The organism is Dactylosporangium roseum, assembly GCF_025264685.1.
In the GTDB taxonomy this organism is placed as follows: Bacteria; Actinomycetota; Actinomycetes; order Mycobacteriales; family Micromonosporaceae; genus Dactylosporangium; species Dactylosporangium roseum.
This window is the reverse complement of the sequence record NZ_CP073721.1, coordinates 2692515-2718021: the sequence shown is the minus strand read 5'-3', so window position 1 is coordinate 2718021 and position 25507 is coordinate 2692515. Positions and strand designations below refer to the sequence as shown.

At 71.1% G+C, this 25507-nt stretch carries 21 protein-coding genes and 2 CRISPR repeat arrays; of the genes, 11 read left to right on the top strand and 10 right to left on the bottom strand.

Features of this window, described 5'->3' with window-relative positions; all coding sequences use genetic code 11:
• Nucleotides 1-157: 157 nt before the first annotated feature.
• The 5 genes from Drose_RS13290 to Drose_RS13270 all read left to right on the top strand — a co-directional run bounded on the left by Drose_RS13290 (nt 158) and on the right by Drose_RS13270 (nt 7565).
• Nucleotides 158-1366, top strand: a complete 1209-nt coding sequence (locus Drose_RS13290; RefSeq protein ID WP_260728485.1) for a sensor histidine kinase — start codon at nt 158-160, stop codon at nt 1364-1366.
• On the top strand, nt 1363-1995 hold the full coding sequence (locus Drose_RS13285) for a response regulator (protein ID WP_260728484.1): 633 nt from the start codon (nt 1363-1365) through the stop codon (nt 1993-1995). The genes Drose_RS13290 and Drose_RS13285 overlap by 4 nt, the downstream gene beginning before the upstream one ends.
• 435 nt (nt 1996-2430) lie before the next feature.
• Nucleotides 2431-3882 (top strand): rifampin monooxygenase, encoded by a 1452-nt coding sequence (rox, locus tag Drose_RS13280; protein WP_260729712.1) that lies wholly within the window; start codon nt 2431-2433, stop codon nt 3880-3882.
• A 483-nt stretch (nt 3883-4365) separates the two neighbouring features.
• On the top strand, nt 4366-6963 hold the full coding sequence (gene rph / locus Drose_RS13275) for a rifamycin-inactivating phosphotransferase (RefSeq protein WP_260728483.1): 2598 nt from the start codon (nt 4366-4368) through the stop codon (nt 6961-6963).
• Nucleotides 6964-7292: 329 nt separating this feature from the next.
• Entirely contained in the window at nt 7293-7565 is a 273-nt protein-coding gene (locus tag Drose_RS13270; RefSeq protein WP_260728482.1) for an adhesin, read from the top strand.
• 63 nt (nt 7566-7628) lie between these two features.
• Here the strand turns inward: Drose_RS13270 and Drose_RS13265 are convergent, their stop codons facing one another.
• A complete protein-coding gene (locus tag Drose_RS13265; protein ID WP_260728481.1) occupies nt 7629-7853 on the bottom strand; it encodes a hypothetical protein in 225 nt (74 codons plus the stop codon).
• A 91-nt stretch (nt 7854-7944) separates the two neighbouring features.
• Between Drose_RS13265 and Drose_RS13260 the strand changes: the two genes are divergently transcribed.
• Both Drose_RS13260 and Drose_RS13255 read left to right on the top strand, forming a co-directional pair.
• On the top strand, nt 7945-8163 hold the full coding sequence (locus Drose_RS13260) for a hypothetical protein (RefSeq protein ID WP_260728480.1): 219 nt from the start codon (nt 7945-7947) through the stop codon (nt 8161-8163).
• Between the two features lie 181 nt (nt 8164-8344).
• Nucleotides 8345-9730: a DEAD/DEAH box helicase gene (locus Drose_RS13255; protein WP_260728479.1), complete on the top strand. Its 1386-nt coding sequence runs from the start codon at nt 8345-8347 to the stop codon at nt 9728-9730.
• Nucleotides 9731-9889: 159 nt separating this feature from the next.
• On the opposite strand, the gene Drose_RS13250 is transcribed toward Drose_RS13255, so the two are convergent.
• The 5 genes from Drose_RS13250 to Drose_RS13230 form a co-directional block, all read right to left on the bottom strand.
• Nucleotides 9890-10093: a cold-shock protein gene (locus Drose_RS13250; RefSeq protein ID WP_260728478.1), complete on the bottom strand. Its 204-nt coding sequence runs from the start codon at nt 10091-10093 to the stop codon at nt 9890-9892.
• A 255-nt stretch (nt 10094-10348) separates the two neighbouring features.
• Nucleotides 10349-11200 (bottom strand): hypothetical protein, encoded by an 852-nt coding sequence (locus Drose_RS13245; protein ID WP_260728477.1) that lies wholly within the window; start codon nt 11198-11200, stop codon nt 10349-10351.
• Entirely contained in the window at nt 11197-11712 is a 516-nt protein-coding gene (locus Drose_RS13240) for a hypothetical protein (protein ID WP_260728476.1), read from the bottom strand. The genes Drose_RS13245 and Drose_RS13240 overlap by 4 nt, the downstream gene beginning before the upstream one ends.
• 11 nt (nt 11713-11723) lie before the next feature.
• The gene (locus tag Drose_RS13235; protein WP_260728475.1) at nt 11724-12704 is read right to left on the bottom strand and encodes a hypothetical protein; all 981 of its coding nucleotides are present in this window, start codon (nt 12702-12704) and stop codon (nt 11724-11726) included.
• 4 nt (nt 12705-12708) lie between these two features.
• Complete coding sequence (locus Drose_RS13230; protein ID WP_260728474.1) at nt 12709-13083, bottom strand: hypothetical protein; 375 nt, start codon at nt 13081-13083, stop codon at nt 12709-12711.
• Between the two features lie 318 nt (nt 13084-13401).
• Here Drose_RS13230 and Drose_RS13225 point away from each other — a divergent pair, with 318 nt between their 5' ends.
• The 3 genes from Drose_RS13225 (at nt 13402) to Drose_RS13215 (ending at nt 15585) form a co-directional block, all read left to right on the top strand.
• Nucleotides 13402-13899: an inorganic diphosphatase gene (locus tag Drose_RS13225; protein ID WP_260728473.1), complete on the top strand. Its 498-nt coding sequence runs from the start codon at nt 13402-13404 to the stop codon at nt 13897-13899.
• A 194-nt stretch (nt 13900-14093) separates the two neighbouring features.
• Nucleotides 14094-15149: an SAM-dependent methyltransferase gene (locus Drose_RS13220; protein ID WP_260728472.1), complete on the top strand. Its 1056-nt coding sequence runs from the start codon at nt 14094-14096 to the stop codon at nt 15147-15149.
• Between the two features lie 79 nt (nt 15150-15228).
• Nucleotides 15229-15585 carry a VOC family protein gene (locus tag Drose_RS13215; protein ID WP_260728471.1) on the top strand — a complete coding sequence of 119 codons (357 nt, stop codon included), beginning with the start codon at nt 15229-15231 and terminating at the stop codon, nt 15583-15585.
• Nucleotides 15586-15617: 32 nt separating this feature from the next.
• Here the strand turns inward: Drose_RS13215 and Drose_RS13210 are convergent, their stop codons facing one another.
• The 4 genes from Drose_RS13210 to pruA form a co-directional block, all read right to left on the bottom strand.
• Entirely contained in the window at nt 15618-16811 is a 1194-nt protein-coding gene (locus tag Drose_RS13210; RefSeq protein WP_260728470.1) for a WD40/YVTN/BNR-like repeat-containing protein, read from the bottom strand.
• Entirely contained in the window at nt 16804-17304 is a 501-nt protein-coding gene (locus tag Drose_RS13205; protein WP_260728469.1) for a sigma-70 family RNA polymerase sigma factor, read from the bottom strand. The genes Drose_RS13210 and Drose_RS13205 overlap by 8 nt, the downstream gene beginning before the upstream one ends.
• Before the next feature lie 842 nt (nt 17305-18146).
• Nucleotides 18147-18845: direct repeats of the CRISPR family, unit length 28 nt; unit sequence GTGCTCCCCGCGCACGCGGGGGTGGTCC.
• A gap of 92 nt (nt 18846-18937) precedes the next feature.
• A CRISPR array of direct repeats spans nt 18938-20687; the repeat unit is 28 nt; unit sequence GTGCTCCCCGCGCACGCGGGGGTGGTCC.
• Between the two features lie 528 nt (nt 20688-21215).
• The gene (locus Drose_RS13200) at nt 21216-22145 is read right to left on the bottom strand and encodes a proline dehydrogenase family protein (protein ID WP_260728468.1); all 930 of its coding nucleotides are present in this window, start codon (nt 22143-22145) and stop codon (nt 21216-21218) included.
• Between the two features lie 15 nt (nt 22146-22160).
• Nucleotides 22161-23786 (bottom strand): L-glutamate gamma-semialdehyde dehydrogenase, encoded by a 1626-nt coding sequence (gene pruA, locus Drose_RS13195; RefSeq protein ID WP_260728467.1) that lies wholly within the window; start codon nt 23784-23786, stop codon nt 22161-22163.
• Nucleotides 23787-23899: 113 nt separating this feature from the next.
• Between pruA and Drose_RS13190 the strand changes: the two genes are divergently transcribed.
• Entirely contained in the window at nt 23900-25504 is a 1605-nt protein-coding gene (locus Drose_RS13190) for a PucR family transcriptional regulator (protein WP_260728466.1), read from the top strand.
• The last annotated feature ends 3 nt before the right edge of the window (nt 25505-25507 follow it).

Here is a 25507-nt window from a genome sequence, read left to right as displayed (position 1 = left end):
GCGCCGCGCCCGGTGACGCGGCCCGGTGTCAACTGTGGCCAGGTTCCCGTCCGCCGGCATCGCGCCGCGGATCGCCTGCCGAGCATCGAACTGTGCATCGTGGAATCAACCCTTTGGTGGATGCCGGCGGACGGTCGGGTCCTAGCCTGGAGATACCGTGAACCAGGAAACACTCATTCAGCCCTTGCGGACGCTGCGCGTCGGCCTGCACCTGCTGGTCGCCGCCCTGCTCGCGCTGGCCGCCGGACGCGCCCTCGTCGAGCAGGCACCGCACCGCTCGGCCGTGGTCGCCGCGGCGGTGCTGCTGGCCGCCGTCTACGCCGCCGGACCCGCGTTGCCGCGGCCGCGCCGATCGCGCCTCGCGGCGGCGACCTGGATGACGGCGCTCGCCGCGGCATGGCTGCTGCTGCTCGGCCTGACCCCCGACGGGGTGTGGCTGGCGTTTCCCCTGTTTCTGACGCAGCTCCATCTGCTGCCCGCGCGCTGGGGGACGTTCGCGGTGGCGGTCACGACCGTGGCAGCGGTCGCCGGCGTCGTCCTGCATCAGGGCACGGTCACGTCGGGAGCGGTGATCGGCCCGGTCATCGGTGCCGCCGTCGCGGTCGCCGCCGTGTTGGGCTACCAGGCGCTGTACCGCGAAAGTGAGCAGCGCCGGCGACTGATCGAGCAGTTGACCGCCACCCGCGCGGACCTCGCCGCCGCGGAGCACACCGCCGGTGTCCTCGCCGAGCGCGAGCGGCTCGCCCGCGAAATCCACGACACTCTCGCCCAAGGCCTGTCCAGCATCCAGTTGCTGCTGCGCGCCGCCCAACGGGCAATGCCCGGGCAGCCCGATGTCGTCGCCGGTCACGTCGAGCAGGCCCGGCAGACGGCACAGGACAACCTCGCCGAGACGCGACGCTTCATCCGAGCCCTGTCGCCACCCGCCCTCGAAGCGGGATCGCTGCCCGCGGCCCTGCAACGGCTGTGCGCCACGACCGGCGCCAGATCCGGGCTGGCCGTCCACTTCCATCTCGACGGCACCGCGGCGCCGCTGCCCACCCCGTTCGAGGTGGCCCTGCTCCGCATCGCTCAGTCCGCGCTGGCCAACACCGTCCGCCACGCCGGGGCTACCCGGGCAGAGGTCACGTTGAGCTACATGGAATACCACGTCGCTCTCGACGTGGTCGACAACGGGGTCGGCTTCGACCCGGACGGCGACACCGGTCCGCAGGGCGACGACGGTGGGTTCGGCCTGGCCGCGATGCGAGCCCGGGCCGCGGAGCTCGGCGGCACACTGACGGTGGAGTCGGCACCCGGGCAGGGAGCTGCGCTTGCCGTCAGCTTCGCCCACCAGACCGTTGAAGGGACACCGACGAGCGCATGAGTGACCCGATCCGGCTGCTGCTGGCCGACGACCACCCGGTGGTGCGCTCCGGCCTGCGTGCCGTCCTCGCCACCGAACCCGACTTCGAGGTGATCGCCGAGGCCGCCACCGCTGAACAAGCTGTCGCGCTTGCCACGCACGAGCAGATCGACGTGGTGCTCATGGACCTACAGTTCGGCGCCGGCATGAACGGGGCCGAGGCCACCGCCGCCATCACCGCACGCCCTGACGGTCCCCGCGTGCTCGTGCTGACCACCTACGACACCGACGCGGACATTCTCGCCGCCATCGAGGCCGGCGCCACCGGTTATCTGCTCAAGGACGCCCCACCCGACGAGCTCGCCGCAGCCGTGCGCACCGCCGCCGCCGGCCAATCCGCCCTTGCCCCGACGATCGCCAACCGCCTGATCGACCGGATCCGCACCCCCAGCACCGCGTTGAGCCGCCGTGAAACCGAAGTCCTCCAACTCGTCGCCGACGGTCTGTCGAACCAACAGATCAGCAAGCAGCTCTACCTCAGCCAGGCCACCGTCAAGACCCACCTGGTACACATCTACGACAAGCTCGGCGTCGACTCCCGCACCGCGGCCGTGGCCGCCGCCAAGACCCGCGGGCTGATCCGCCGCTGACCGATGGATCGGCCGGCCGGCCGAGCGACCTCCTCCGGCACCGAGTGCGCCAGCTTGACCGGGCCCGCCCGCCGCAGCCCGGCCTCAGCCACGTGACCAGCGCTAGGCTTCCGCGGACCGCTCAGCTCCTCGGCGGGGTCGAGAGCGAAAGGGCTGGACGGGATGATGCTCGGGCTTGTAGCTTGCAGTTGTCCGTGACACCGCCCGAGGAGGTGAGACCTATGAACGCTGTATCGACGTGGGTGCTCCCCGTTCCCGTCACGGTCGGGCGATTGACGTAGGTGTCGCCGGGAGCGCCTCGCCATGAGGCACTCCCGAAAGGCCACACCTATGCACTCTCCACAGTTCACCGCCGAGCCGTCGTCGACCGACACGGTCGAGCGCGACTCCACCGGACTCCCATCGCCGGCCTCCGGCACCGGTCGCGTGCCCCTCATGTTCGACGTGATCATCGCCGGGTGCGGGCCGACCGGTGCGATGCTGGCCGCCGAGCTGCGGCTGCACGGTGTGCGGGTGCTCGTCCTGGAGAAGGAGACCGAGCCCCCGTCGTTCGTCCGCATCGTCGGTCTGCATGTTCGCAGTATCGAGCTGATGGCGATGCGCGGGCTGCTGGAGCGCGTGCTCGAACACGGAAGACGGCGTCCGGCCGGCGGCTTCTTCGCCGCCATCGACAAACCCGCGCCCGCGGGCCTGGACTCCGCGCACGCCTACCTGCTGGGCATCCCGCAGCCCGTCATCGTTCGCCTGCTCGAAGAACACGCGATCGAGCTGGGTGCGCAGGTCCGGCGCGGTTGCGCGGTGGCCGGTCTCGAGCAGGACGACGACGGTGTGACCGTCGAGCTGGCCGACGGGGAACGGCTGCGTTCGCGCTTTCTCGTCGGCTGTGACGGCGGGCGCAGTACGGTGCGCAAGCTGCTCGGCGTCGGCTTCCCCGGCGAGCCCTCGCGGACCGAGACGCTGATGGGCGAGATGGAAGTGGGTGTGCCGCAGGAGGAGATCGCCGCCAGGTTGGCCGAAGTCGGCGAGATCGACAGGCGATTCAGCCTCAGGTCCTTCGGCGGAGCGATCCACCGCGTCGTGGTCCCCGCCGCGGGAGTCAGCGATCGTGCGGAACCGCCCACCCTCGAGGATTTCAAACAACAGTTGCGCACCATCGCCGGAACCGACTTCGGCGTGCACTCCCCGCGCTGGTTGTCCCGTTTCGGGGATGCCACCCGGCTGGCCGAACGCTTTCGGGTCGGGCGGGTGCTGCTGGCCGGCGACGCGGCTCACATCCATCCACCCATCGGCGGGCAGGGCCTCAACCTGGGCGTTCAGGACGCATGCAACCTCGGCTGGAAACTGGCCGCGCAGGTCGGCGGCTGGGCGCCGGACACCCTGCTGGACACCTACCAGGCCGAACGTCGTCCGGTGGCCGAGGACGTGCTGGACAACACCCGCGCCCAGATGGAACTGCTGTCCACCGAACCGGGCCCGCAGGCCGTGCGCAGGCTGCTCACCGAACTGATGGACTTCGACGAGGTGAACCGCTATCTGATCGAGAAGATCACCGCGATCGGCGTCCGCTACGACTTCGGCGCGGGCCCGGACCTGCTCGGCCGTCGCCTGCGCGACATCGACGTGAGCCAGGGCCACCTCTACGGTCTGCTGCATCGCGGCCGCGGCCTGCTGCTGGACCGCACCGGGCGCCTGACCGTCGGCGGCTGGTCAGACCGGGTCGATCACCTCGCGGATCCCACTGCGGTACTGGATGTTCCGTGCGTCCTGCTACGCCCCGACGGCCACGTCGCCTGGCTCGGCGACGATCAGCAGGACCTGGACGACCACCTCTCCCGCTGGTTCGGCAAGCCCGCCAACGGGACGTCGCGAGAGCGCGTGACTGATTGATGGGCGTCCGCCGCAGCCACGATCAGAACCACCCGGCGCAAGAAGGAGAACACTCACTCCCTGCCATATTTAACGTATAGCAGGGTGGGGGGCTTGCGGCAAGACCCCGGTCGTGCCGCAGAATCGTCGGCCGAGGCCACAGCCTGCGAAGACGGGGGCACACATGCATGCATTGTTGTCGATGCTCGGGAACGCCGAGCCGACGAAGTACCGATGGAATCCGCGGTGCGCCCACCGGTGCACGGGGCGCGGCCGGCGGCCGTGGCGGCCGCGCCCCGGCCGCCGGACGGACGCCGGCTGCCCGGCCGGGTCGGCGGCGTTCCCGGGCGCCGGCGCGCCACCGCGGCGCAGGTGGGCGCTGGATCGCCCGGCACGGGCAGGACTCGTCAGAGGGAGAGGCAATGCGATGCGAACGTGCCCGGCAAGGGGTTCGGCACAGATCGGGACGCCGGTGACGCGACCGGCCGGCGCGGAGGTGTCGCGATGATCGGGCAGTACGTGACGGGCCTCCGAGAGATCGACAAGACGCAGGTCGCGGTCGTCGGCGGCAAGGGTGCGAACCTGGGCGAACTGTCGCGGATCGATGGGATCCACGTCCCGGCCGCCTTCTGCGTGACGACGCACGCCTACCGGCGGATCATGGCGGAAGCACCGTCGATCGACGATCGGCTCGATCAGCTATCGCGCCTGGACCCGGACGATCGGGTGGCGATCCGCACGCTCAGCGCGGAGATCCGCCGTACCGTCGAAGGGATCGCCGTCCCTGACGATCTCGCGACGGCGATCACCCGCGCTCTCGCCCGGCTCGGCGAGCGAGCCCCCTGCGCCGTGCGATCCAGCGCGACGGCGGAGGACCTGCCGACGGCCTCCTTCGCCGGCCAGCAGGACACCTACCTGAACGTCGTGGGCCCGGCGGCGGTCCTCGAACACGTCAGCCGGTGCTGGGCCTCGCTGTTCACCGAGCGGGCCGTGACCTACCGCCAGCGCAACGGCATCGACCACCGCACGGTCCACATGGCCGTGATCGTGCAGGAGATGGCCTTCCCACAGGCGGCCGGCATCCTCTTCACGGCCGACCCCGTCACGTCCAACCGACGGGTCGCCTCCGTGGAGGCCAGTTTCGGCCTCGGCGAGGCCCTGGTCTCCGGTCTGGTGAACCCGGACGTGTTCAAGGTGCGCGACGGCGCCGTCATCGCCAAGGCGGTCGGCGCCAAGCGGCGTGCCGTTCACGCCTTGCCCACCGGCGGAACGCGGGAAGTGGCGATCGACCCGGAGCGGCAGGAGCAGCCCGCACTGACGGATGCGCAGGTCGTGCGGCTCGATCAGGTGGGCCGGCGGATCGAGGCGCACTTCGGCCACCCTCAGGACATCGAGTGGTGCCTGGTCGACGATGACTTCCAGATCGTCCAGAGCCGGCCGATCACCACGCTGTTCCCCATCCCCGAGTCCGGCGACCAGGAGCATCACGTCTATCTCTCCGTCGGCCATCAACAGATGATGACCGACGCCATGAAGCCCCTCGGGCTCTCCTTCTGGCAGATGACGACCCCCGCGCCCATGGCCGAGGCCGGCGGGCGCCTGTTCGTCGACGTCACCCGGCGCCTGGCCACGCCGGCGACCCGCGCCGGCCTCCTGGAGCTCATGGGGAAATCCGATCCGCTGACCGCGGACGCGATGCGGACCGTCCTCGAACGCGACGGCTTCATCCGGCAGCTCCCTGACGAAGAACCCCCGGGGCCGCTGTTCGGCGGCGCACCGGCCCCCATCGAGACCGATCCGGCCATCGTCACCGAGCTGATCGGGCGCGGCGAGGCATCCGTCGCCGCCGCGAAACGCGACATCCGGACGAAGTCCGGAGAGGCATTGCTCGACTTCATCCGGGCGGACATCGAGGAGCTGCGGCGGATCCTGTTCGACCCGCGGAGCCATCAGGTGTTCATGTCGGCGATGGAGGCCACCTGGTGGCTCAACGAGCGGCTGGAGGCGTGGCTGGGCGAGAAGAACGCGGCGGACACGCTCACGCAGTCCGTGCCCCACAACGTCACGTCGGAGATGGGGCTGGCGCTGCTGGACGTCGCCGACGTGATCCGCCCGCATCCGGACGTGGTGGCGTTCCTGCGGCACGTCGAGGACGACGGTTTCCTGGACGAGCTGCCCGGGCTCGCGGGCGGGCGGGAGGCGCGAGACGCCATCGAAGGCTGGCTCGACAAGTACGGCATGCGCTGCGTCGGCGAGATCGACATCACGCGGCCGCGTTGGCGTGAACGCCCCTCCTCGCTCTTGCCCATGATCCTCGGCAATATCAAGAACTTCGAGCCGGGAGCCGGCGAGCGGCGCTTCGAACAAGGGCGCCAGGAGGCCTGGAAGAAGGAGCAGGAGCTGCTGGAACGTTTGCGGGCACTGCCGGACGGGGAGAGCAGGGCCGAAGAGACGAAGCGGATGATCGACCGGGTCCGGACCTTCATCGGGTACCGGGAGTATCCGAAGTACGGCATGATCAGCCGCTACTTCGTCTACAAGCAGGCCCTGCTGGGAGAAGCCGAACGCCTCGTGCGGGCCGCCGTGCTCCGTGACGAGGAAGACATCTTCTACCTCACCTTCCAGGAGCTCCACGACGTCGTACGCACGCGCCGCGTGGATGAGCGGCTCATCGGCCGGCGCAAGGACGCGTTCAGGTCCTACCGAGCGCTCACGCCGCCCCGCGTGCTCACCTCGGACGGCGAGGCCATCACCGGGACGTACCGCCGCGACGACGTGCCGCCCGGCGCGCTGATCGGCGTGCCGATCTCCGCCGGGACCGTCGAAGGGCGGGCCCGCGTCATCCTGGACATGGCACAGGCCGACCTCGAACCAGGCGACATCCTCGTCACGACCCATACGGACCCTAGCTGGACGCCCCTCTTCGTCGCCGCCTCGGGCCTGGTGACGGAGGTCGGAGGGGTGATGTCTCACGGGGCGGTGATCGCACGGGAGTACGGCTTGCCGGCCGTCGTCGGTGTGGTGGACGCGACCCGGCTGATCTCCGACGGACAGCGGATCCGCGTGCACGGAACCGACGGGTACATCGAAATCCTGCCTTGACGGCGCGCCCGCCCTCGCCCTGGCCCCGTGTGCGGTCCTGCCCTCGGCCCAGCGGACCCGCCCGGCCCCTACCGTCTGACCGCCGCCGCATCGCCGGGGCCCGCCCCGCGCGGTCGTACGTTCACAGCGGGTGGGGCCGCGGGAACCGAGGTAGCGGGCAATCTGCCCGGCGGCTCGCTCGTGCCCGCGTTTGACACATCCGACAATCCGCGCAAGTCTGGGCTGATAGGGCGGCCCGCCATCACATCCGCGGCCCGGCACGGCGGGCTTGCCGCACAGCCGCGGCGCTGTGCCTCACATTGCCGCCAATCCGGAGGAGCAACGTCGTCATGGTTCTGCTGACCGACAACGCGGTGACAGCCATCCAGAGCCTTACCGCCCAGCCTGGTGCACCGGAGGGCGGCGGCCTGCGCATCGCCGCCGACGAAACCCGCGGGTCGCTGCGGCTGAGCCTGGCGTCCAGCCCGGCGCAGGGCGACGCGGTCGTGGAGGCGTCCGGCGCCCGGCTGTTCCTGGACCAGACGGCCACCGAGGTGCTCAACGACAAGACGCTGGACGCCGGTGCCGACAACGAGGGGCAGATCGAGTTCACCGTGATGTAGCCGTCCGGCACCCGGACCGCGCCCAGACCGGCCCCGCTGGCGTTACGGCCCGGTGACGTACAGCTACAGGACCGCGCCGCGAGGTGCCAGCTCCAGGGCCGCCACGCCGCGGCCGTACAGGATGACGACCCGGTCGCCGTGGCGCGTGCGGATCATGCCGGAGTCGGCGGCGAGGGCGGTGATCGCGTGCTCGGCCACCTCGCCGGGGTCGGAGGCGCCGGCCTCCTCGTACGCCACGTCCAGACTGTCGCCGGTGATCAGCCGAACACGGAGGACAACGTCGGCCATGATAGTCAGCCTACTGGAACCGTACGTGATCGCCAGATTTACCATGATCGTCAACATTCCGCAGTCGGGTCCGGTGCTATACGGTCGGTGGGTGAGAATCGAGCGTCATTGGTGGAACGGCGACCGGACCGTGCGGGGGCGTCGCGACGTGTACATCCGTACCGATGGCGAGTCATGGGAGGTCGAGGCCCGAGCCGGCGGCGGCGCCGGCCGGTCGAAGGTCCACCAGTGTCCGGGCCAGCAGTCGGCAGAGATCCTGGCCGGGGCCTGGATGACCGGGAGCAGCCGGTGGCAGGTCGTAGCGCCCTGATCGGTCGGCGCCGCCGCTCCGCTCATCGCCGGGCGGCGGGCAGCGGGGTCCGCCAACGGTTCGAGTAGACTGGCGGCGCAGCCCGCCCATCATCGCGGACCGGGCTCGATGTCCGACGCCACGCGCCGCGGCCGAAACGGTCAGCGCCGTGCGGGACTCCCCTTCGACGTACGGAGCCTTCATGGCGGCACGCCGCCCCCACCAGACCACCGCACCCAAGCCCCCGACCTTCGCCGACCTCGGCGTGCCCGACGCGCTCGTCCGCGTGCTGGCCGCGACCGGGGTGAACCGGCCGTTCCCGATCCAGGCCGCGACCCTGCCCGACGCGCTCGCCGGCCGCGACGTGCTCGGGCGAGGCCGCACCGGGTCGGGCAAGACCTACGCCTTCGCCCTGGCGGTGCTGACCCGCCTGGCCGCCGTCGCCGCGCCGCGGCGGGCCGGGCGCCCCCGGGCACTGATCCTCGCACCCACCCGCGAGCTGGCGACCCAGATCGACAATGTGCTGGCGCCGCTGGCCAAGGCGCTGTCGCTGCGGACGATGACCGTCTTCGGCGGCGTCGCCGCCGGGCCCCAGATCGCCGGGCTGCGCGCCGGAGTCGACGTGCTGGTGGCCTGCCCCGGCCGGCTCGCCGACCACGTCGAGGCCGGCCACGCGCGCCTGGACGCCGTCGAGATCACCGTGCTCGACGAGGCCGACCACATGGCCGACCTCGGCTTCCTGCCCACCGTTCGGCGGCTGCTGGAGCAGACCCCACGTGGCGGGCAGCGTCTGCTGTTCTCCGCCACCCTGGACGCCGGCGTCGACGTCCTGGTGCGGCGGTTCCTCGCCGATCCGGTCGTGCGCAGCGTCGACTCGACGCTGTCGCCGGTCGCCGCGATAACGCATCACGTCCTGCACGTCCACGCCGAGGACCGGTTCGCCGTGCTGGTCGAGCTGACCGCCGCTCCGGGCCGGACCGTCGTGTTCACGCGCACCAAGCGGGGCGCGAAGACGCTGACCCGCCGGCTGGTCGCGGCCGGTGTGGCCGCCGTCGAGCTGCACGGCAACCTGGCCCAGGCCGCGCGCACCCGCAACCTGCGGGCATTCTCCGAGGGGGAGGTGCACACGCTGGTCGCCACCGACATCGCCGCCCGGGGCATCCACGTCGACGAGGTGGCTCTGGTCGTCCACGCCGACCCGCCGACGGAGCACAAGGCATACCTGCATCGCTCGGGCCGCACCGCCCGGGCCGGCGCGGCCGGGACGGTCGTCACCCTGATGACCGACGGCCAGGCGCCCGAGGTCCGGGAGCTGACCCGCAAGGCCGGCGTCGCGGCGACCACCACCCGCCTGCGCCCGGGTGACGCGCTGCTGCGCGAGCTCGCCCCCGGGGAGCGGACCCTGGTCCCGCAGCCGGTCCAGCAGTCCGCCGGCCCCCGACACGAGATGCAGCCCGCCCAGGGCAGCCGGGACCGGCGCGGCGGCACCCCGCCGCTGACCGCCTCGACACGATCCGCACCGGCGCGATCCGGTGCGGTCGCCTTCTCCGCCCGGGCCCGGCCGGGCGCCCGCCGCGGCGGGCGCTGAGCGCTACCCGCGCACTCGCCAACTGGTCAGCACCTTCAGCCGCCGGTGGGCCGGCACGAACCTGCCCGGTCGGTGCCTGGCGATCAGCCTCAGGCACCGGCCGGGCAGGCAGCACGCCCGACCGGACCGGCCAGGCACTGCTCAATGCGACGGGACGGCTCAGACGACGCGAATGTTGGCCGCCTGCGGCCCCTTCTGCCCCTGGGTGATCTCGAACTCCACCCGCTGGTTCTCCTCAAGGCTGCGGAAGCCGCCCGCCGAGATCGCGGAATAGTGGGCGAACACATCGGCACCACCGCCATCCGGGGTGATGAAGCCGAAGCCCTTTTCCGCGTTGAACCATTTCACAGTACCGACGGTCATGTCCTGCTCCTTCGCAAGGCAGATGGAGGCCACACCGTGTGGTCTCCCGCGTCGCCGCTTTGATGACCCTGCTCCGGAAATCCGGCAATACTGACAACGCCCGCAGGTGCGGTACCCACAGGCGCGGCAACATGTGTGGAAATCAAGACTGCAACAGCCCAAACCGTAGCACGGGTGAGCTGCTGGATCTGATCTGTGCGGCGCCCGTGGCGCATCGCGGGTCCGCGATACGTAGGCTCGCTGCCGCCTGCGGATTCAGTTGGCCGGGGGTGTCGCCCCGTCGTGGTCCTTCGACACGCCGGCGACGTCGCAGTAGACGGAGATCCGGGTCTTCGACAGCTCCGCGGTGGGCGGCACGTCGGTGACGGTGACCGTCTGCGGTCCGCCGGTGCCGGCGCAGCGGCCTTTCGCCGCCCCCGCGTTCAGGGCGCCACCGACGATCGTGCCACCGGCGTCGCGGTACACGATGCCGACGCCGCGTTCGACCAGACCCGTGCATCCGCTGGCGGTGACACCGAAATGGAGCGAGCCCGCCGAGGCGCCAGCGGTCGAGGTCGTGGGGCCGGCGAGCGTCACGGTCAGTGGCCGGAACAGCGGGTTGGCCGGGTCGGCCGGGACCGAACGGGTGCCGCCCAGTTCGATCTCGACGCGGGCGATGCTGCGCACGGCGTCGGGATCCATGCTCACGCCCGCGCCGACGGCCACCCGCTCGCCGGGGAGGACGACGGGAATCTCCTGGTGGAGCAGTTGCGCCGACTGGGGCCGGACCAGCGACGTCCCGTCGGCGCCGACCACGCGGAACGTGACCCTGGTGCGATACGCGGCCTGCTTGGAGTTGTTGACGACGATCCCGCCGATGCTGACGATCCGGCCGGCGGTCGGGCTGAAGCCCTGCTCGCTGACGCTGAGGTTGGCCTTGCCGGCCTGCTGGGTGGAAACCGACAGCGGAGCGACCGGCTGCCGGCAGGTCGCCGCAGCAGGGTCGTCCCCGGACCCGAGCACCCGCACTGCGATGACGACGCCGGCCGCCGCGGCGGCGAGCACTGCGACCACGACCGCCGGGATCAGCCACGGCGACCGTCGCGGGGGCCCCGGGTGCACGCTCATGACGCTCCTGCTTGCTCGAAGCCTGCTTTGACGACGATCATCTTGTCGCGGACGTCCTGGATCACGCCGTCGGCGGCCACCCGCACCGCGGCGCAGAACTCCTGCTCGTCCAGCGCGCGGATCGTGCCGGGCGCGACGCGCACCTGCCAGGACCGCAGGCCCAGCGTGGTCACGACCACCCGGCGGCCCGGCGAGTACCCCTCGGCGACCAGTTCGTCGCGGGCCTTGTCGAACGCGACCTCGCGCGCGGTTCGTGGCGGCCGCTCCGGTGACCGCGCCGGCGCGAGCACCTCCTGCACGGCGGCACGCAACGCCCGGGTCCGTTCCACCCACAGCAGCCGCGCCACCGCGGTCAGGGTCCACGCCAGCTCCCGTTCGTCGACACGGCCGTAGTAGCCGGACAGGAACGACAGCGTGACGTCCCGGCTGCCGATGAGCGTGGCCCACGCCTTGCCGCCGGGGGCGTGAACGGTCATGCGCATCCGGTCGAGCCGGTCTGCCAGGGCACCCAATCGACTACTCCTCAGTGCGCGAACCCGAAGTACGCGGGACCGGTGACGTTGGCCGGGGTGGCGTCGTCCAGCGCCGGGCGGTCGGAGACGAACTGTCGCCAGTTCGCGTGCACGACAGCCACGTTGTCGCCGAGCCGTCCGCCGATGACCTGCTCCGCCCGGGCGATCCGGGAGATCAGGTCTTGCACGCCCTGCCGAACCTGGCCGACGACCTCGAACGCGGTGTCGCCGGCGTACTCCTCCTCCGCGGCGTCGTCGATCGGGATCGCGGCGACGACCTGCGATGCGGCGCCGACGGCGGTGAGTCTCAGTGACAGACCCCCGGCGAACGGAACCGCGGCGACCGCCGCGATCGACGCGACGACGGTGAACGTGATGGTCCACTGCGCCTGCGTACATTCCCCGACGTGATCCAGCGCCGCCAGTCCCTTGGCGAGGACGAGCCGGATATCGCTGCGGGCGGCCTGCCAGATCGCCTGCTCGGCCTGGATCGCGGCGGCGAGGATGGCGGCGAGCTGGAACTGTGCGCCGATTTTCGCCGGCAGCGGGTCGAGGTAGTTGGCCTTGAACTCGTGCGCCGCCGCGCCGCTCCAGTCGTCGATGAAGTCGCTGGTCGTGGTGATCTTGGCGAACTCCTCACGCACGACGATCGGGTTGTTGGTGAGCGGATCAGTGTTGACGGCCGAGGTGGCCAGGCTGGCCTGGGCCTGGTGCAGACTCTCGACGGCCGGCTCGAACCGGGCGGGATCCGGGGCATCGGCGAAGGACTGGAACAGTCCCGGGATGTCGGAGAAGGCCGCCTCCGCCTTCTCCCGGGCTTCCCGGCGGACCCGCATCTCCTCGCCATACCGCAGATCGCCGCCAAAGTGGTGGGACATCGAGCGGGCCCACAGCACCGCCTGCTCGACAGCCACGTCCACGGCCTTGTCGTGGAACCGGCGGGCGGTGGCCGGGAGATCCTGGAACGAGCCTACCCAGATCGGATCGCCCATCCGTTCAGGTCCCGCCCCGGCGCATCCGGTTGAACATGTCGCGGGCCTCCTCGTCGGTCTTCTGGTACTCGTCGGCGGCCAGCACCAGCGCCGCACCGGAATCCCGCAGAGCGGTCGCCGTCTGGGCGAGCATCTCGGCCAGCAGGTCACGCAGCTCACCCATCGGCCCGTAGGCCGGACCGTACACACCCCCACCGAACACGGCCGGGCGCACAAAGGCCGCGTCGCTGGTGCCGGCGTGACCGACATGCGCCAGCGCGTTCTCCATCAGCACGGCCACGTCGGGAAGGTACTTCGATCCGGCGAGCCACAGCCGGTAGATGTCAACACCAAGGTCCACACCGCTGTCGGGCACGGCGATCACTCCCCTTCTGCCCATCGGCAGCTACTGATACCGCGGAGCGTACTGGAGCAGGCATGTTTCCGTTGCCCCGCTAAGAGTTCGCCGGCAGGCGTCAACCCGGTTGCGCCGGTCGGCCGCCCGCCGCGGCGGGCGGCCGACCGGCGCACCGCGAACAGGCGCCGCGCCGTGCGGGGGTGCGCCGCCAGCAGCCCGGCGTGACGGGACCTGTCTCCGGCGGCGTATCACCCGATGGCCCGCCGTGGGGCGGGTGACTACCGACGTCACCTGCGGGTAGCGGAAGGCGGGTGGGCTCGCCGGGAAGACGACGAGCGGGAGCACGTACGGGGGCATCCTGTGGACACCGACATGATCGTGGAAATCCACGCCGGCTCGCACAACAAGTACGAGATGGATCATCGACGCGGCCGGATCCGGCTGGACCGCACCCTGTTCACCGCCACCACCTATCCGGCCGACTACGGCTACGTCCCCGACACCCTCGCCGACGACGGCGATCCGATCGACGCGATGGTGCTGCTGGACGCGCCCACCTTTCCCGGCTGCGTGGTTCGCGTGCGGCCGATCGGGATGTTCTGGATGTACGACGAGCACGGACCGGACGCCAAGCTGCTGTGCGTGCCGGCCGCCGATCCCCGGTGGCGGGCCGTCAACGGCCTCGCCGAGCTCCCCGAACACATGCTGAACGAGATCGGCCACTTCTTCGACATCTACAAGGATCTCGAACCGGGCAAGCACACCGATGTGCGCGGGTGGCGGGACCGTCCGGAAGCCGAAGCCATCCTGACCGAGGCGCGGTCGCGGCACCGCGCATCGATCCGTACGTCTGGCTGACACCCCGGCCCGCCGCCTCGGCACAGAACACTTCACATGTAGCCACGGTGCGACGCGGCACAGGCTGTATCGAGACGGCCGGACCACGCCGAGCCGGGGTGCCGCACCCGTCGCCGATGGCGCATGATCGAGTGATGACTCCTGCGCGGTCGAGGCCGGTTGCCGCGGGCGACCGCGAGCTGGCAGCGCGAACGGTGCCAGCTCGTGACCGGCCGTTCGTGCTGTTCCCGTCCATGGGTGAATACCCGGTGTACGACGATGGCGTCTACGACGCCTTCGACGTGCCGGACCAGCGGTTGCACGCCTACCGCGAGGCCATCTCCGCCTCCGTCCCCGGCAAGGTCGCGCTCGACATCGGCACCGGCCGCGACGCACTCTGGGCGGTGCACGCCGCCCGCGCCGGCGCCCGGCACGTCTTCGCCGTCGAACAGCAACCCGAGGCCGCCGGCCAGGCACGCCGGGCGATCACGGAGGCCGGCGTCGCCGACCGGGTCACAGTCGTCCAGGGGGCGTCCACCGACATCGATCTCCCCCGGCCGGCGCAGGTGTGCATCTCCGAGATCGTCGGGAACATCGCCTCCGCGGAAGGCGTCATCGTCGCCCTCGCCGACGCTCGCCGGCGTCTCTGCGCGACCGACTGCGTCTGGATCCCGTACCGCATCCAGACCTGGGTCGCCGCGATCGACCTGTCACCGGCGCTGGCCGCCCAGGACTACGCGCTGGCCACCGAGAGCCTGCCCTATCTCGAACAGATCTTCACCAGCGTCGGCCACCCGTTCGATCTCCGGCTCTGCCTCGGCGGCCCGGTCGACAAGCTGCGCGTCTCCTCCGCGGCCGCCGTCGAGTCGATCGTCTTCGACCACCGCCGCGCGTCACCGCCACCAGACGCGCTCAGCGTCGCCGAGCTCACCGTCGCGGCCACCGGGGCATGGATGACCGGCCTGCTGCTCTGGACACGGATCGCCGTCACCGCCCACGCGGCCGAACTCGACACCCTCACCAGCGACACCCGCGGCTGGGCACCGATCTACGTCCCCCTCCCCCTCGACGGGGTGCGGGTCCGGCCGGGCGAGAACCTGACCGTCACGTTCCGTCGCACCACCAGCGACGACGACCTCCACCCCGACTACCGGCTGACCGTCGGCGGCACCAGCGCGGCCGACCTCGGGTCGATGACCTGGCAGAGCCCCCACCACGGCCGCGGGTTTCGCCGATCCGCCCTCTACCGGCACCTGTTCCCGCGGCCCTGACCGTCGCCCGCCCGACCGGCGGCCACGAGGCGGGTCGCGGTCAGGTTCTGGTGTCGTACCCGGAGGAGAAGATGTCCCGATGATCGGGGAGCTGAAGACCATCGTGCTCGACGCCCGCGACATCGCGGGGCTGTCGGCCTTCTACACACGGCTGGCCGGCTGGACGCAGCGCTACGCCGACGAAGAGTGGATCACGATCACCACCGACGACGGCTGGCGGATCGGCCTGCAAGCGGCGCCGGACCACGTCCCGCCGCGCTGGCCCGATCCGGCCTTCCCGCAGCAGGTCCACCTCGATGTCACGGTCGACGACATCGAGGTGGCGGAGCGGGCCGCGCTGCCCCTCGGCGCGACCCGGCTGCCCGGCCAGGGCGACGACTGGCGGGTCTACGCCGATCCCGCCGGGAAGCCGTTCTGTCTGCTCTGGAGCGCCTGACCGTATCAGGCAACGTCATGAAGACACCCGGGTCATGCGGGCAGCGGCACCGCCGTCCATGTCCCGGCGTCGCCGGTGACGTATGCGGTGCCGGGTCGCTCTTGCTCCCACAGCCAGACCAACCCGTGACCGGCCCCGTTGCCGGGTGTGCCGCCGGTGATGTGAGCGACCGGCCCGCGGGTGAAGTGGGTGCCGTCGCGGCTGGCTCGCGCCGACCCGGAGTGCTCTGCGGTGATCAGCGCGCCGTCGGCGGTGACGGCCAACGGCCATTGCTCACCGTCGCCGACCAGGTCGGTCGCGGTGGACGACCACGAAACGCCGCCGTCGGTCGTGCGCAGCAGACGCTCCGCCCGGTGGGCGTCGTTGCGCCGGGCGAACAGGACGTGCGCCTGGCCGGTCGGTCCGGCGACCACCCCGTAGGGCATATCGTCGGGTTCGAGCGACCTGCTCTGCCACGTCGCGCCACGGTCGGTGCTCCACGCGATCCGGGAGGCCGAGCGCAGGCCGGAGTCGGCCAGCAGTGCCCACAGGCGCTCGCCGGCCATGGTGTAGGCGACGGGCGTCCACCCGGCCAGCTCCGTGAGCCGCAGTTGGAACACCGCGCCGGAGGCAGGATCGATCGCGAACGGGGCGGCCGGGGAGAGCCCGCACCGCACGCCGCAGTCGAGGACCCGCGCGCCGGGCGGGAACGCGTCCACCATCGTCACGGCCGACGCGGCCGGCTGCCACGTCGTACCGCTGTCGCGGGTGAGTTGCCACATGCCATCCACCCTGATGCGGTACGTCCGGATATCCAGAATCTGCAATCCCGGCAGCATGCTCGCTCGCGTGAGTGGATCGGTCGGGCAGGCCAGCGGCTCACGCGACGCCTGCTCCGCCGACCAGCTTCGCCCGCCGTCCGTGGTGACGGTGAACCGCACGGTGCAGCCGATCTCCCGCACGGCGACCGCCTCCGCCGGGGAGAAGAACACCAACTGCTGCACACCTTGCACATCCTCGAGCACCGGCTGGTCGGGGCCGGGCTGGCCGACGGTGGACGGCACGATCACGGCGGCGCCCAGCAGCGGGGCGAGCGCCAGCGCGATACCGGCCATGCGCATGCGCCGACGAGCGCCGGTCCGTGCATGGAGATCGTCCAGGGCGGGCTGCCGAACGGCCTGGGCCACGGTGCCGGCGTCGAACGCGCGGCGGAGGTCGGCGGCGAAGCGAGTCGGGTCGTCAGACATGATGGCTCCTGTCGAGATGCAGATCGGCGAGCAGCGTTGCGAGCGCTGCCCGGCCGCGCGAAAGCCGGGACTTCACCGTGCCGGTCGAAACGCCGAGCGTCAGCGCGACCTCCTCGACGGGCAGGTCGACCAGGTAGTGCAGGGCGATCGCGTGGCGTTGCCCGACCGGCAGGCGGCGCAGCGCGTCCATGAGCGCTACGTGCTGTGGACTCGGGTCCGGGACGACGGGCGGCGGGCCGATCCGGCGCAGCAGTACCTCCAGCGCCCGCCGCCGCCGATACCGGCTGCGGCTGACGTTGATGGCGACCCGGCGCAGCCAGGCTTCCGGATTCACCAGACGACCGAATCGCTTCGGCTCGGCGAGCGCCCTGACGAACGCTTCCTGCACCGCCTCCTGGGCCTCGGCGAGGTCACCGGTCACCGCGTACAACTGAACCACGAGGCGTTGGAAAGACCCCGAATAGACCTCGTCGATGAGTTCCGCGTCGGACACCACCGCTCCCTTCTTCACCACACTCACCCGTGGCGCCGCTGGAAGGTTCCCCTGCGCGTTGATTCCTGCTCGAATCGAGACCGGAAGCGGCCGCCCGCCAACCCCGGCGTTGCGCTACGGGATGGCAACACACAGTAGTGCGGGCGTGTGGTTTCGCCGCCGAGGTGTGCCGGCCGGCGCGATCCGCCGCCGTGCCGTTCGCTCACAGATCATGGGAAAGATGTGGCTGCCCTGGTAGCCACATCTTTCCCATGATCATGGAGCCGGGCGGCATAGAGGTGGATTGCGCCGGAACGCGCACCGGCCGGCACACCTCGCCGGCGACGCCTCGCGGGCCCTGCGCCCGGGTTGTTGGCCTTGTCCAGGTTGGCCCGGGCCGTTGGGCCTGGTAACTTCGCGGCCTTGAGTCCTACCGGCAGACACATGTTATGGAAAGCATCCGCTTCGGTGCACTGGTCAGGTAGGCCGTGCCGGACCATCCCCGCGTGTGCGGGGAGCGTGAGATCGGCCCGCGCCCGAAAGCACGTCATAGGGAACATCCCCGCGTGCGTGGGGAGCGTGTCCGCGCGAACATCCAGGAGCTCGGCTCGATCGGAACATCCCCGCGTGCGCGGGGAGCGTTTAGCGCCGTCGGCGGTCGTGCGCCAGGCGAACGGAACATCCCCGCGTGCGTGGGGAGCGTCCCTCGTCGAATCCGACGAGAAGCGCGACGAACTTGGGAACATCCCCGCGTGCGTGGGGAGCGTTCGCCGAGCATCTCGCGGAGGTATTTGCCGGACGGAACATCCCCGCGTGCGTGGGGGTGGTCCGGCAACGAGGTCCGGGCCGCCCGGACCGCGGCGGTGCTCCCCGCGCACGCGGGGGTGGTCCCTTCCAGTCCACCGGCGGCGCGGAAGGCACCAGGTGCTCCCCGCGCACGCGGGGGTGGTCCGCCGACCGCCAACTGGTCGGTGATGAGGAAGGGGTGCTCCCCGCGCACGCGGGGGTGGTCCCCTCCTGACCGCCAACCAGTCGAGCGCGACCTCGTGCTCCCCGCGCACGCGGGGGTGGTCCGTACGACCACGGCATGACCGCAGTCCGGACAGCGTGCTCCCCGCGCACGCGGGGGTGGTCCCACTTGCCGTCGAACCCGAGTGCGGCACTGCGCGTGCTCCCCGCGCACGCGGGGGTGGTCCGTGCTCGAGGTCGATCAGGTCGTCGTAGGTGACGTGCTCCCCGCGCACGCGGGGGTGGTCCTCCGGTCCCCGTCCACCCCCTTGCTGCGGATCTGTGCTCCCCGCGCACGCGGGGGTGGTCCGCCAAACCTCGGCGGCTGGGTCTGCGAACGGATGTGCTCCCCGCGCACGCGGGGTGGTCCAGAGCGGGCCGCTGCGGCCGGGCGGTAAGGGGAGGTGCTCCCCGCGCACGCGGGGGTGGTCCGGAGCCGGTGCCGGTGACGCCGACGGTGGCCGAGTGCTCCCCGCGCACGCGGGGGTGGTCCCCGTTCCTGGGCGGGGCCACGCAGGGCTTCATCGTGCTCCCCGCGCACGCGGGGGTGGTCCGGTGCGGGCCGTCGCGACCGGCTGGAGCCAGAAGTGCTCCCCGCACGCGGGGGTGGTCCTCACCAGCGCTGACGTGTCGGCGATGCCGTGCAGGTGCTCCCCGCGCACGCGGGGGTGGTCCGTTTCAAGATCGTCATGAGTTCGCGCCCAGTCCGTGCTCCCCGCGCACGCGGGGGTGGTCCCGGACAGCAGATCGTCGTGAGGCTCGGCGTCGGGTGCTCCCCGCGCACGCGGGGGTGGTCCCACCAACCCGAAGCACCGTGGAGAGGCCACACTGTGCTCCCCGCGCACGCGGGGGTGGTCCCCGTCCACAGTGGTGTGGATGCCGAAAGGCGTCGTGCTCCCCGCGCACGCGGGGGTGGTCCCATGGCCGCCTGGTCGGGGTCGACCGGCTTGACGGTCAGCACGTCGTGCTCCCCGCGCACGCGGGGGTGGTCCGGCGTTGCGCAAGGAGCTGGCGAAGCCGGTCCCGTGCTCCCCGCGCACGCGGGGGTGGTCCGGTGATCTCGTCGGGCCCGTAGAACGTCGGGATGTGCTCCCCGCGCACGCGGGGGTGGTCCCTGGCAGAGGAACTGAGCTGACATGCCTACCACGTGCTCCCCGCGCACGCGGGGGTGGTCCGCAGTGCACCGACGAGGCCGCCCATGGTGAGCAGTGCTCCCCGCGCACGCGGGGGTGGTCCGGCGTTGCGCAAGGAGCTAGCGAAGCCGGTCCCGTGCTCCCCGCGCACGCGGGGGTGGTCCCATCCGCAACGCCGCCACCCTGACCATGCTGACGTGCTCCCCGCGCACGCGGGGGTGGTCCGCATTACCTCGGCTGGACCGAACGCGACCTGCCGTGCTCCCCGCGCACGCGGGGGTGGTCCGGTGCGTCGCGTTCTGTGGGAGCAGATGGTGGATGTGCTCCCCGCGCACGCGGGGGTGGTCCGGGCCCACCGGCTCAACCCAGGCGGGAGGTCAGGTGCTCCCCGCGCACGCGGGGGTGGTCCGGACTCTCGCCGACTCCTCGATGAGCGGCGTGGGTGCTCCCCGCGCACGCGGGGGTGGTCCGCAGGGCACGGCGCAGCCTCAGAGACTGCACCTCTGCTCCCCGCGCACGCGGGGGTGGTCCCGCCATCAGCTCGGGGTGGGCGGTGCCCCGGCCGTGCTCCCCGCGCACGCGGGGGTGGTCCTCCCCGTCGAGCCCCGACGCGAACGCGGCTTCAGTGCTCCCCGCGCACGCGGGGGTGGTCCTTGTTCACAGCCCCAACAGGTGGTCTGTGCCCTGTGCTCCCCGCGCACGCGGGGGTGGTCCCCCCGACGTGTCCACGTGTGCACCGCCGTCGAGGTGCTCCCCGCGCACGCGGGGGTGGTCCGATCGAGTTCTGGGCGAAGCTGCCGTCTACGCCGTGCTCCCCGCGCACGCGGGGGTGGTCCGGGAGCGATTGGAACGACTTCCTGGGGATCGTCGTGCTCCCCGCGCACGCGGGGGTGGTCCGCGCGTTGCGCTTCCATGCCCCGCTGTACTGTCGTGCTCCCCGCGCACGCGGGGGTGGTCCCGAGCTGGAGTGGAGCTGAGCAGGTATCGGCATGTGCTCCCCGCGCACGCGGGGGTGGTCCGTTCTTCGCGGCCTCCCCGGCGGCCTTGCCGGTGTGCTCCCCGCGCACGCGGGGGTGGTCCGAGGAACGGGCCGGTGTTCGCGTCGATCGCGATGTGTTCCCCGCGCACGCGGGGATGGTCCGTTGTGACCCGCGTGCATTTCGCGGTCCAGGTCGTGTTTCCCGCGAACGCGGGGATGGTCCGCTCGACGTGCTGCGCAACCTCTGCCATGGCGTGTGTTCCCCGCACACGTGGGGGTGGTCCCCTGCGCCATCATGGACCAGAGCCTGGTGGTGTGTCACCCGCTGCCGCGGAGTGGGTCCTATCCGCGGGGCAATCCATCGACTCAAGCCAGCGTGTTCCCCGCGTGCGTGGAGGTGGTCCCGTGCCTTTGTGCCTTGTCGACTTGGGCCGGGTCGTGCTCCCCCGGGCACGCGGAGTGGTCCGTCGAGCGCTAGCGCCCTTGAGTGGTCGTAGACATGTTGCCACGCACGCGGGGGTGTTCCGATCGGCCAGATCGTCGATGTGGGGATCGAGCAGCGCTTCCCCGCGCATGCGGGGTATTCCGTCGACGAACGTCTCGTCAACCTCTGCGAATAGCCCGGCGGAAGCGGCCGCTGGCGTTCTCGATCGCCACAGCGATCTGGTCGTCGGACCGGCGGCTGCTTCAGGCGGGCGCGCCGGTGATCGACAACCCGCCATGTACGGTGCGGGTGACCACTTCCGCTCCAGTATGGTGGGTCCGACGCCACGTCGCCGTGGTCGGCGGCGGACCAGGGCCCACGAAGCTTGTCAGTTTTGGTGTACGAGCGAGTTCAGGAAGAATGTCAGGTTCGCCGGGCGTTCGGCCAGCCGTCGCATGAAGTACGGATACCATTCGGTACCGAACGGCACGTACGACCGCAGCCGGAAGCCTCGGGCCGCGATCTCCCGTTGGGTGCGCGGTCGCACCCCGTAGAGCATCTGGAACTCGAAGTCCTCGGCCGAGCGGTTGGTACGGGTGGCCAGTTCCTCGGCGATTCGGATCATCCGGGAGTCGTGGCTGGCCACCATCGGGTATCCCCTGCCCTCCATCAGGATCCGCAGGCACCGCACGTATGAGGTGTCCACCTCGGACTTGCTCTGGTAGGCGACCGAGGCGGGTTCTTTGTAGGCGCCCTTGCACAGGCGGATCCGCGACCCCTGGTATGCGAGATCCGCGCAGTCCGCCTCGGTGCGCCTGAGATATGCCTGCAGCACCACACCGGTCGACGGGAAGTCCGCGCGGAGTTCCCGCACGATCGACAGGGTCGTGTCGGTCATGGTGTGGTCTTCCATGTCGACGGTGACGATCGTGCCGGCGGCGGCCGCGGCAACACAGATCTCCCGGGTGTTCTCCAGTGCGATCTTGTCGCCGTCGGCCGGCACGGCCATGCCGAGCGCGGAGAGCTTCACCGAGACCTCCACCTTCGTGGCCAAGCCCTCGTCGCCGAGGCGGCGCAGTGCGATCCGGTACGCCTCGACGTTGCGCGCGGCCCGGTCGGGGTCGGTGGTGTCCTCCTCGCCGAGATGGTCGAGTGAGACCAGCCGGTCCGCCGCGATGAGGTGTGCGGTGCGGATGGCATCGTCCACAGTGGTCCCAGCGATGAAGCGGTCGACGATGGGCCGCATCACCGGCGTATGTTCGACAACCGTACGGCAGCGGGCCGATCGGGCCGCTGCCAGCAGCGCGGAGCGAAGCATCTGGATACCTACCTCTCAGCCCTGGTGCGGGTGGGTGGACACCACCGGTGGGCGGAAGTTCTCTTTGATCACCCGGGGGCTGACCCAGCGCATCAGGTTGTAGGCGGCGCCCGCCTTGTCGTTGGTGCCCGAGCCCCGAGCGCCGCCGAAGGGTTGCTGGCCCACGACGGCGCCGGTCGGCTTGTCGTTGACGTAGAAGTTGCCGGCGGTGAAGCGCAGCGCCTGGCTCGCCCGCTGGACGGCGGAGCGGTCCCGTGCGATGACCGCACCGGTCAGCCCGTACTGGCTGCGGCGGTCGATCTCCTGGAGTGTCCGGTCGTAGTCGGCGTCGTCGTAGACGTACACCGCGAGGACCGGGCCGAAGTACTCGGTGGCGAACACCTCGTGCGTGGGGTCCTCACCGACGATGACCGTCGGCCGGACGAAGAACCCGCTGGTGTCGTCGGCCGTGCCGCCGGCGATGACGCTCAGGGTGGGCGACTCGTGGGCCATGCGCAGCACGCCGTCGAGCCGGTCGAACGCGCGCCGGTCGATGACGGCCCCCATGAAGTTACGCAGGTCGGTGACGTCGCCCACCGTCAGCGACTCGACCTCGGACACCAGGTCGTCCCGGAGGCGATTCCATACCGAGCGCGGAATGTACGCACGCGAGGCCGCGGAGCATTTCTGCCCCTGGTACTCGAACGCGCCGCGGACCAGCGCGGTGCGGAGCACGTCGAGGTCGGCGGAGGCGTGCGCGACGACGAAGTCCTTGCCGCCGGTCTCGCCGACGATCCGTGGGTAGCCGCGGTAGCTCGCGATGTTCGCGCCGACGGTCGCCCACAGGTGCTGGAAGGTCTTCGTGGAGCCGGTGAAGTGGATACCGGCCAGCGCCGGATCGGCCAGGATCACCTCGGAAGCCGCCAGGCCGTCGCCGGTGAGCAGGTTGATGACACCCGGCGGCAGGCCGGCCTCCTCGAGCAGCCGCATCGTCAGGTGCGCCGCCAGCCCCTGTGTCGGCGAGGGCTTCCAGATCACCGTGTTGCCCATCAACGCCGGCGCCGTGGACAGGTTGCCCGCGATCGCGGTGAAGTTGAACGGGGTGATCGCGTAGACGAAGCCCTCGAGCGGACGGTAGTCGAGCCGGTTCCAGGTGCCGGGCCCGCTGAACGGCTGCTCGGCGTGGATCTGGCGTGCGTAGTGCACGTTGAACCGCCAGAAGTCGGCGAGCTCGCAGGCTGCGTCGATCTCGGCCTGGACCACGGTCTTCGACTGGCCGAGCATCGTGGCCGCGTTGAGGGTGTCGCGCCACGGGCCGGCGAGCAGGTCGGCGGCGCGCAACAGGATCGCGGCCCGCTCGTCGAACGGTGTGTTCCGCCAGGTTTCGGCGGCCCGCAGGGCTGCGGCGACGGCGTCCTTGGCGTCCTGGTGGGTGGCGTTGGCGGTGGTACCGAGCACGTGCGCGTGGTTGTGGGGCTGCACGACGTCGATCCGATCGCCGCCGCCCATCCGCTGCCGGCCGTCGATCGTCGTCGTCAACTCGACCTGCCGGCCGGCGAGTTCGCCCAGTTCGGCGGCCAGGCTCGCCCGCTCGGGGGAGCCTGGCGCGTAGTCACGCACGGGCTCGTTGTGCGGGGCGGGCGGGAAGGTGATCGCGTCCATCAACAACCTCTCGATTCGGTGTGCCGGAAACGTAAGGCAGCGTGAATCGGGAGCGATTTGTCTGGTCGGCTACAGTTCCCCCCAGGTCATTGTTCGATCGGACAACACATTCGATGAGCGCGGAAGCACCTGGCACCACCCTCCGGCAACTGCTCGCCGCCGTGGGTGGTCACTTCATGGACCTGGTGGCGGGCAGCCTGGACGCGGCCGTCGGCGGGCTGGCCATCGTCGACCCGGACGACGAGCTCGACAGCTACCCGCAGGAGCTCATCCTCGTCATCGGGGTGCGGGGCAGAGAGGCGATCCGGTACCTGCGGGCGGCCGCGCGCAAGGGCGCCACGGCCGTCGCCGTGAAGGCGGGCGCGGACGGAAGCGTCGCGGAGCTGCGCGCGGCCGCGGAGGAAGCCGGGATCGCGCTGCTAGTCGTGCGGCCCCGGGTGCGTTGGGACCAGCTCGAGTCCGTGGCCCGCGAGGTCGTGGACGGTGCGGTGCTGGCCGCCACGGTCCGCACGGATGAGGACAGCGGTGACCTCTTCGCCCTGGCACAGAGCGTCGCGGTGCTGACCGCGGGCAACGTGACCATCGAGGACGCCGAGAACCGGGTGCTGGCATACTCGCGCTCCGACGACGACGTCGACGAGCTGCGCCGGTTGTCAATCCTCCAGTGGCAAGGCCCGAAGGCGTACATGGCGCTGCTGCGGGAATGGGGGGTGTTCCAGCGGCTGCGCTCGGACGAGGACGTCGTGCACATCGAGGAGCGCCCCGAGCTCGGGATCCGGCGCCGGCTCGCCGCCGGGATCCGGGCCGGTCGGCAGCACCTGGGCACGATCTGGGTGCAGGAAGGCGGCCAGCCGTTCACCGAGCAGGCGGAGCAGGTCCTGCTCGGTGCCGCGCGGGTGGCCGCGGTACACCTGCTCCGGCGCCGCGGTTCGCCGGGCGTCCGGTCCCGGGAGGATCTGCTCACCGGCCTGATCAGCGGTCGTATCAGCGCGGAGCTGGTCGCCGAGCAACTCGACCTCAACCCGGCCACGTCCGCGATCGTCATGGCGTTCGCGACCCGGGCGGACACGCGCGACCAGGCCGAGCACGAGCTGCATCGGGTCGAACTGAGCAAGGTGGTCTCGATCCACCTCACCACGTACCGGCGTGGCGCACTCGTCGGCGCCCTCGGATCGCGGATCTATGCGGTGCTCCCAGACGTGTCGCCGGTCGCCCCCGAGCCGGCGCTGATCGCACTCGCGGAGACCATCGTCGCCGTCCTACGACGGCGAGCCGGAATCCGGGTGCAGGTGGGAGTCGGTTCGCCGGTGCGCGCCCTCGATGCCATCGCCACGTCACGGTCGGAAGCCGACCGGGTGCTCGCCGCGATGGCGCACACTCCGGATCGCGACGTGGGGACGATCGCGAACCTGCGCGCGGAGGTCCTGCTCAGCGAGATGCTCGGCCTGCTCGAAGCGAACACGCAACTGCGCGACCCGGTGGTCGCCGCGCTCGTCGAGCATGATCGCACCTACGGGACGGAGCTGGCTCGATCGCTGCTGGCCTATCTGGACGCGATGGGAGACGTGCGTGCCGCCGCGGCGGCGCTGCACGTACATCCGAACACGCTTCGGTACCGGATCCGCCGGGCGAGCGCGGTGAGCGGTATCGACCTCGCCGACCGGGCCGAACGCCTGGTCTGCCACCTGCAACTGCTGCTCGCCCTGCGGGCGGACTGACGG

What these genes read in the sequence shown, in the direction of transcription:
- Drose_RS13285 (WP_260728484.1), top strand. Translation starts at nt 1,363, where the DNA reads ATGAGTGACCCGATCCGGCTGCTGCTGGCCGACGACCACCCGGTGGTG.
- rox (WP_260729712.1), top strand. Translation starts at nt 2,431, where the DNA reads ATGTTCGACGTGATCATCGCCGGGTGCGGGCCGACCGGTGCGATGCTG.
- rph (WP_260728483.1), top strand. Translation starts at nt 4,366, where the DNA reads ATGATCGGGCAGTACGTGACGGGCCTCCGAGAGATCGACAAGACGCAG.
- Drose_RS13270 (WP_260728482.1), top strand. Translation starts at nt 7,293, where the DNA reads ATGGTTCTGCTGACCGACAACGCGGTGACAGCCATCCAGAGCCTTACC.
- Drose_RS13265 (WP_260728481.1), bottom strand. Translation starts at nt 7,853, where the DNA reads ATGGCCGACGTTGTCCTCCGTGTTCGGCTGATCACCGGCGACAGTCTG.
- Drose_RS13255 (WP_260728479.1), top strand. Translation starts at nt 8,345, where the DNA reads ATGGCGGCACGCCGCCCCCACCAGACCACCGCACCCAAGCCCCCGACC.
- Drose_RS13250 (WP_260728478.1), bottom strand. Translation starts at nt 10,093, where the DNA reads ATGACCGTCGGTACTGTGAAATGGTTCAACGCGGAAAAGGGCTTCGGC.
- Drose_RS13245 (WP_260728477.1), bottom strand. Translation starts at nt 11,200, where the DNA reads ATGAGCGTGCACCCGGGGCCCCCGCGACGGTCGCCGTGGCTGATCCCG.
- Drose_RS13235 (WP_260728475.1), bottom strand. Translation starts at nt 12,704, where the DNA reads ATGGGCGATCCGATCTGGGTAGGCTCGTTCCAGGATCTCCCGGCCACC.
- Drose_RS13230 (WP_260728474.1), bottom strand. Translation starts at nt 13,083, where the DNA reads ATGGGCAGAAGGGGAGTGATCGCCGTGCCCGACAGCGGTGTGGACCTT.
- Drose_RS13215 (WP_260728471.1), top strand. Translation starts at nt 15,229, where the DNA reads ATGATCGGGGAGCTGAAGACCATCGTGCTCGACGCCCGCGACATCGCG.
- Drose_RS13210 (WP_260728470.1), bottom strand. Translation starts at nt 16,811, where the DNA reads ATGTCTGACGACCCGACTCGCTTCGCCGCCGACCTCCGCCGCGCGTTC.
- Drose_RS13200 (WP_260728468.1), bottom strand. Translation starts at nt 22,145, where the DNA reads ATGCTTCGCTCCGCGCTGCTGGCAGCGGCCCGATCGGCCCGCTGCCGT.
- pruA (WP_260728467.1), bottom strand. Translation starts at nt 23,786, where the DNA reads ATGGACGCGATCACCTTCCCGCCCGCCCCGCACAACGAGCCCGTGCGT.
- Drose_RS13190 (WP_260728466.1), top strand. Translation starts at nt 23,900, where the DNA reads ATGAGCGCGGAAGCACCTGGCACCACCCTCCGGCAACTGCTCGCCGCC.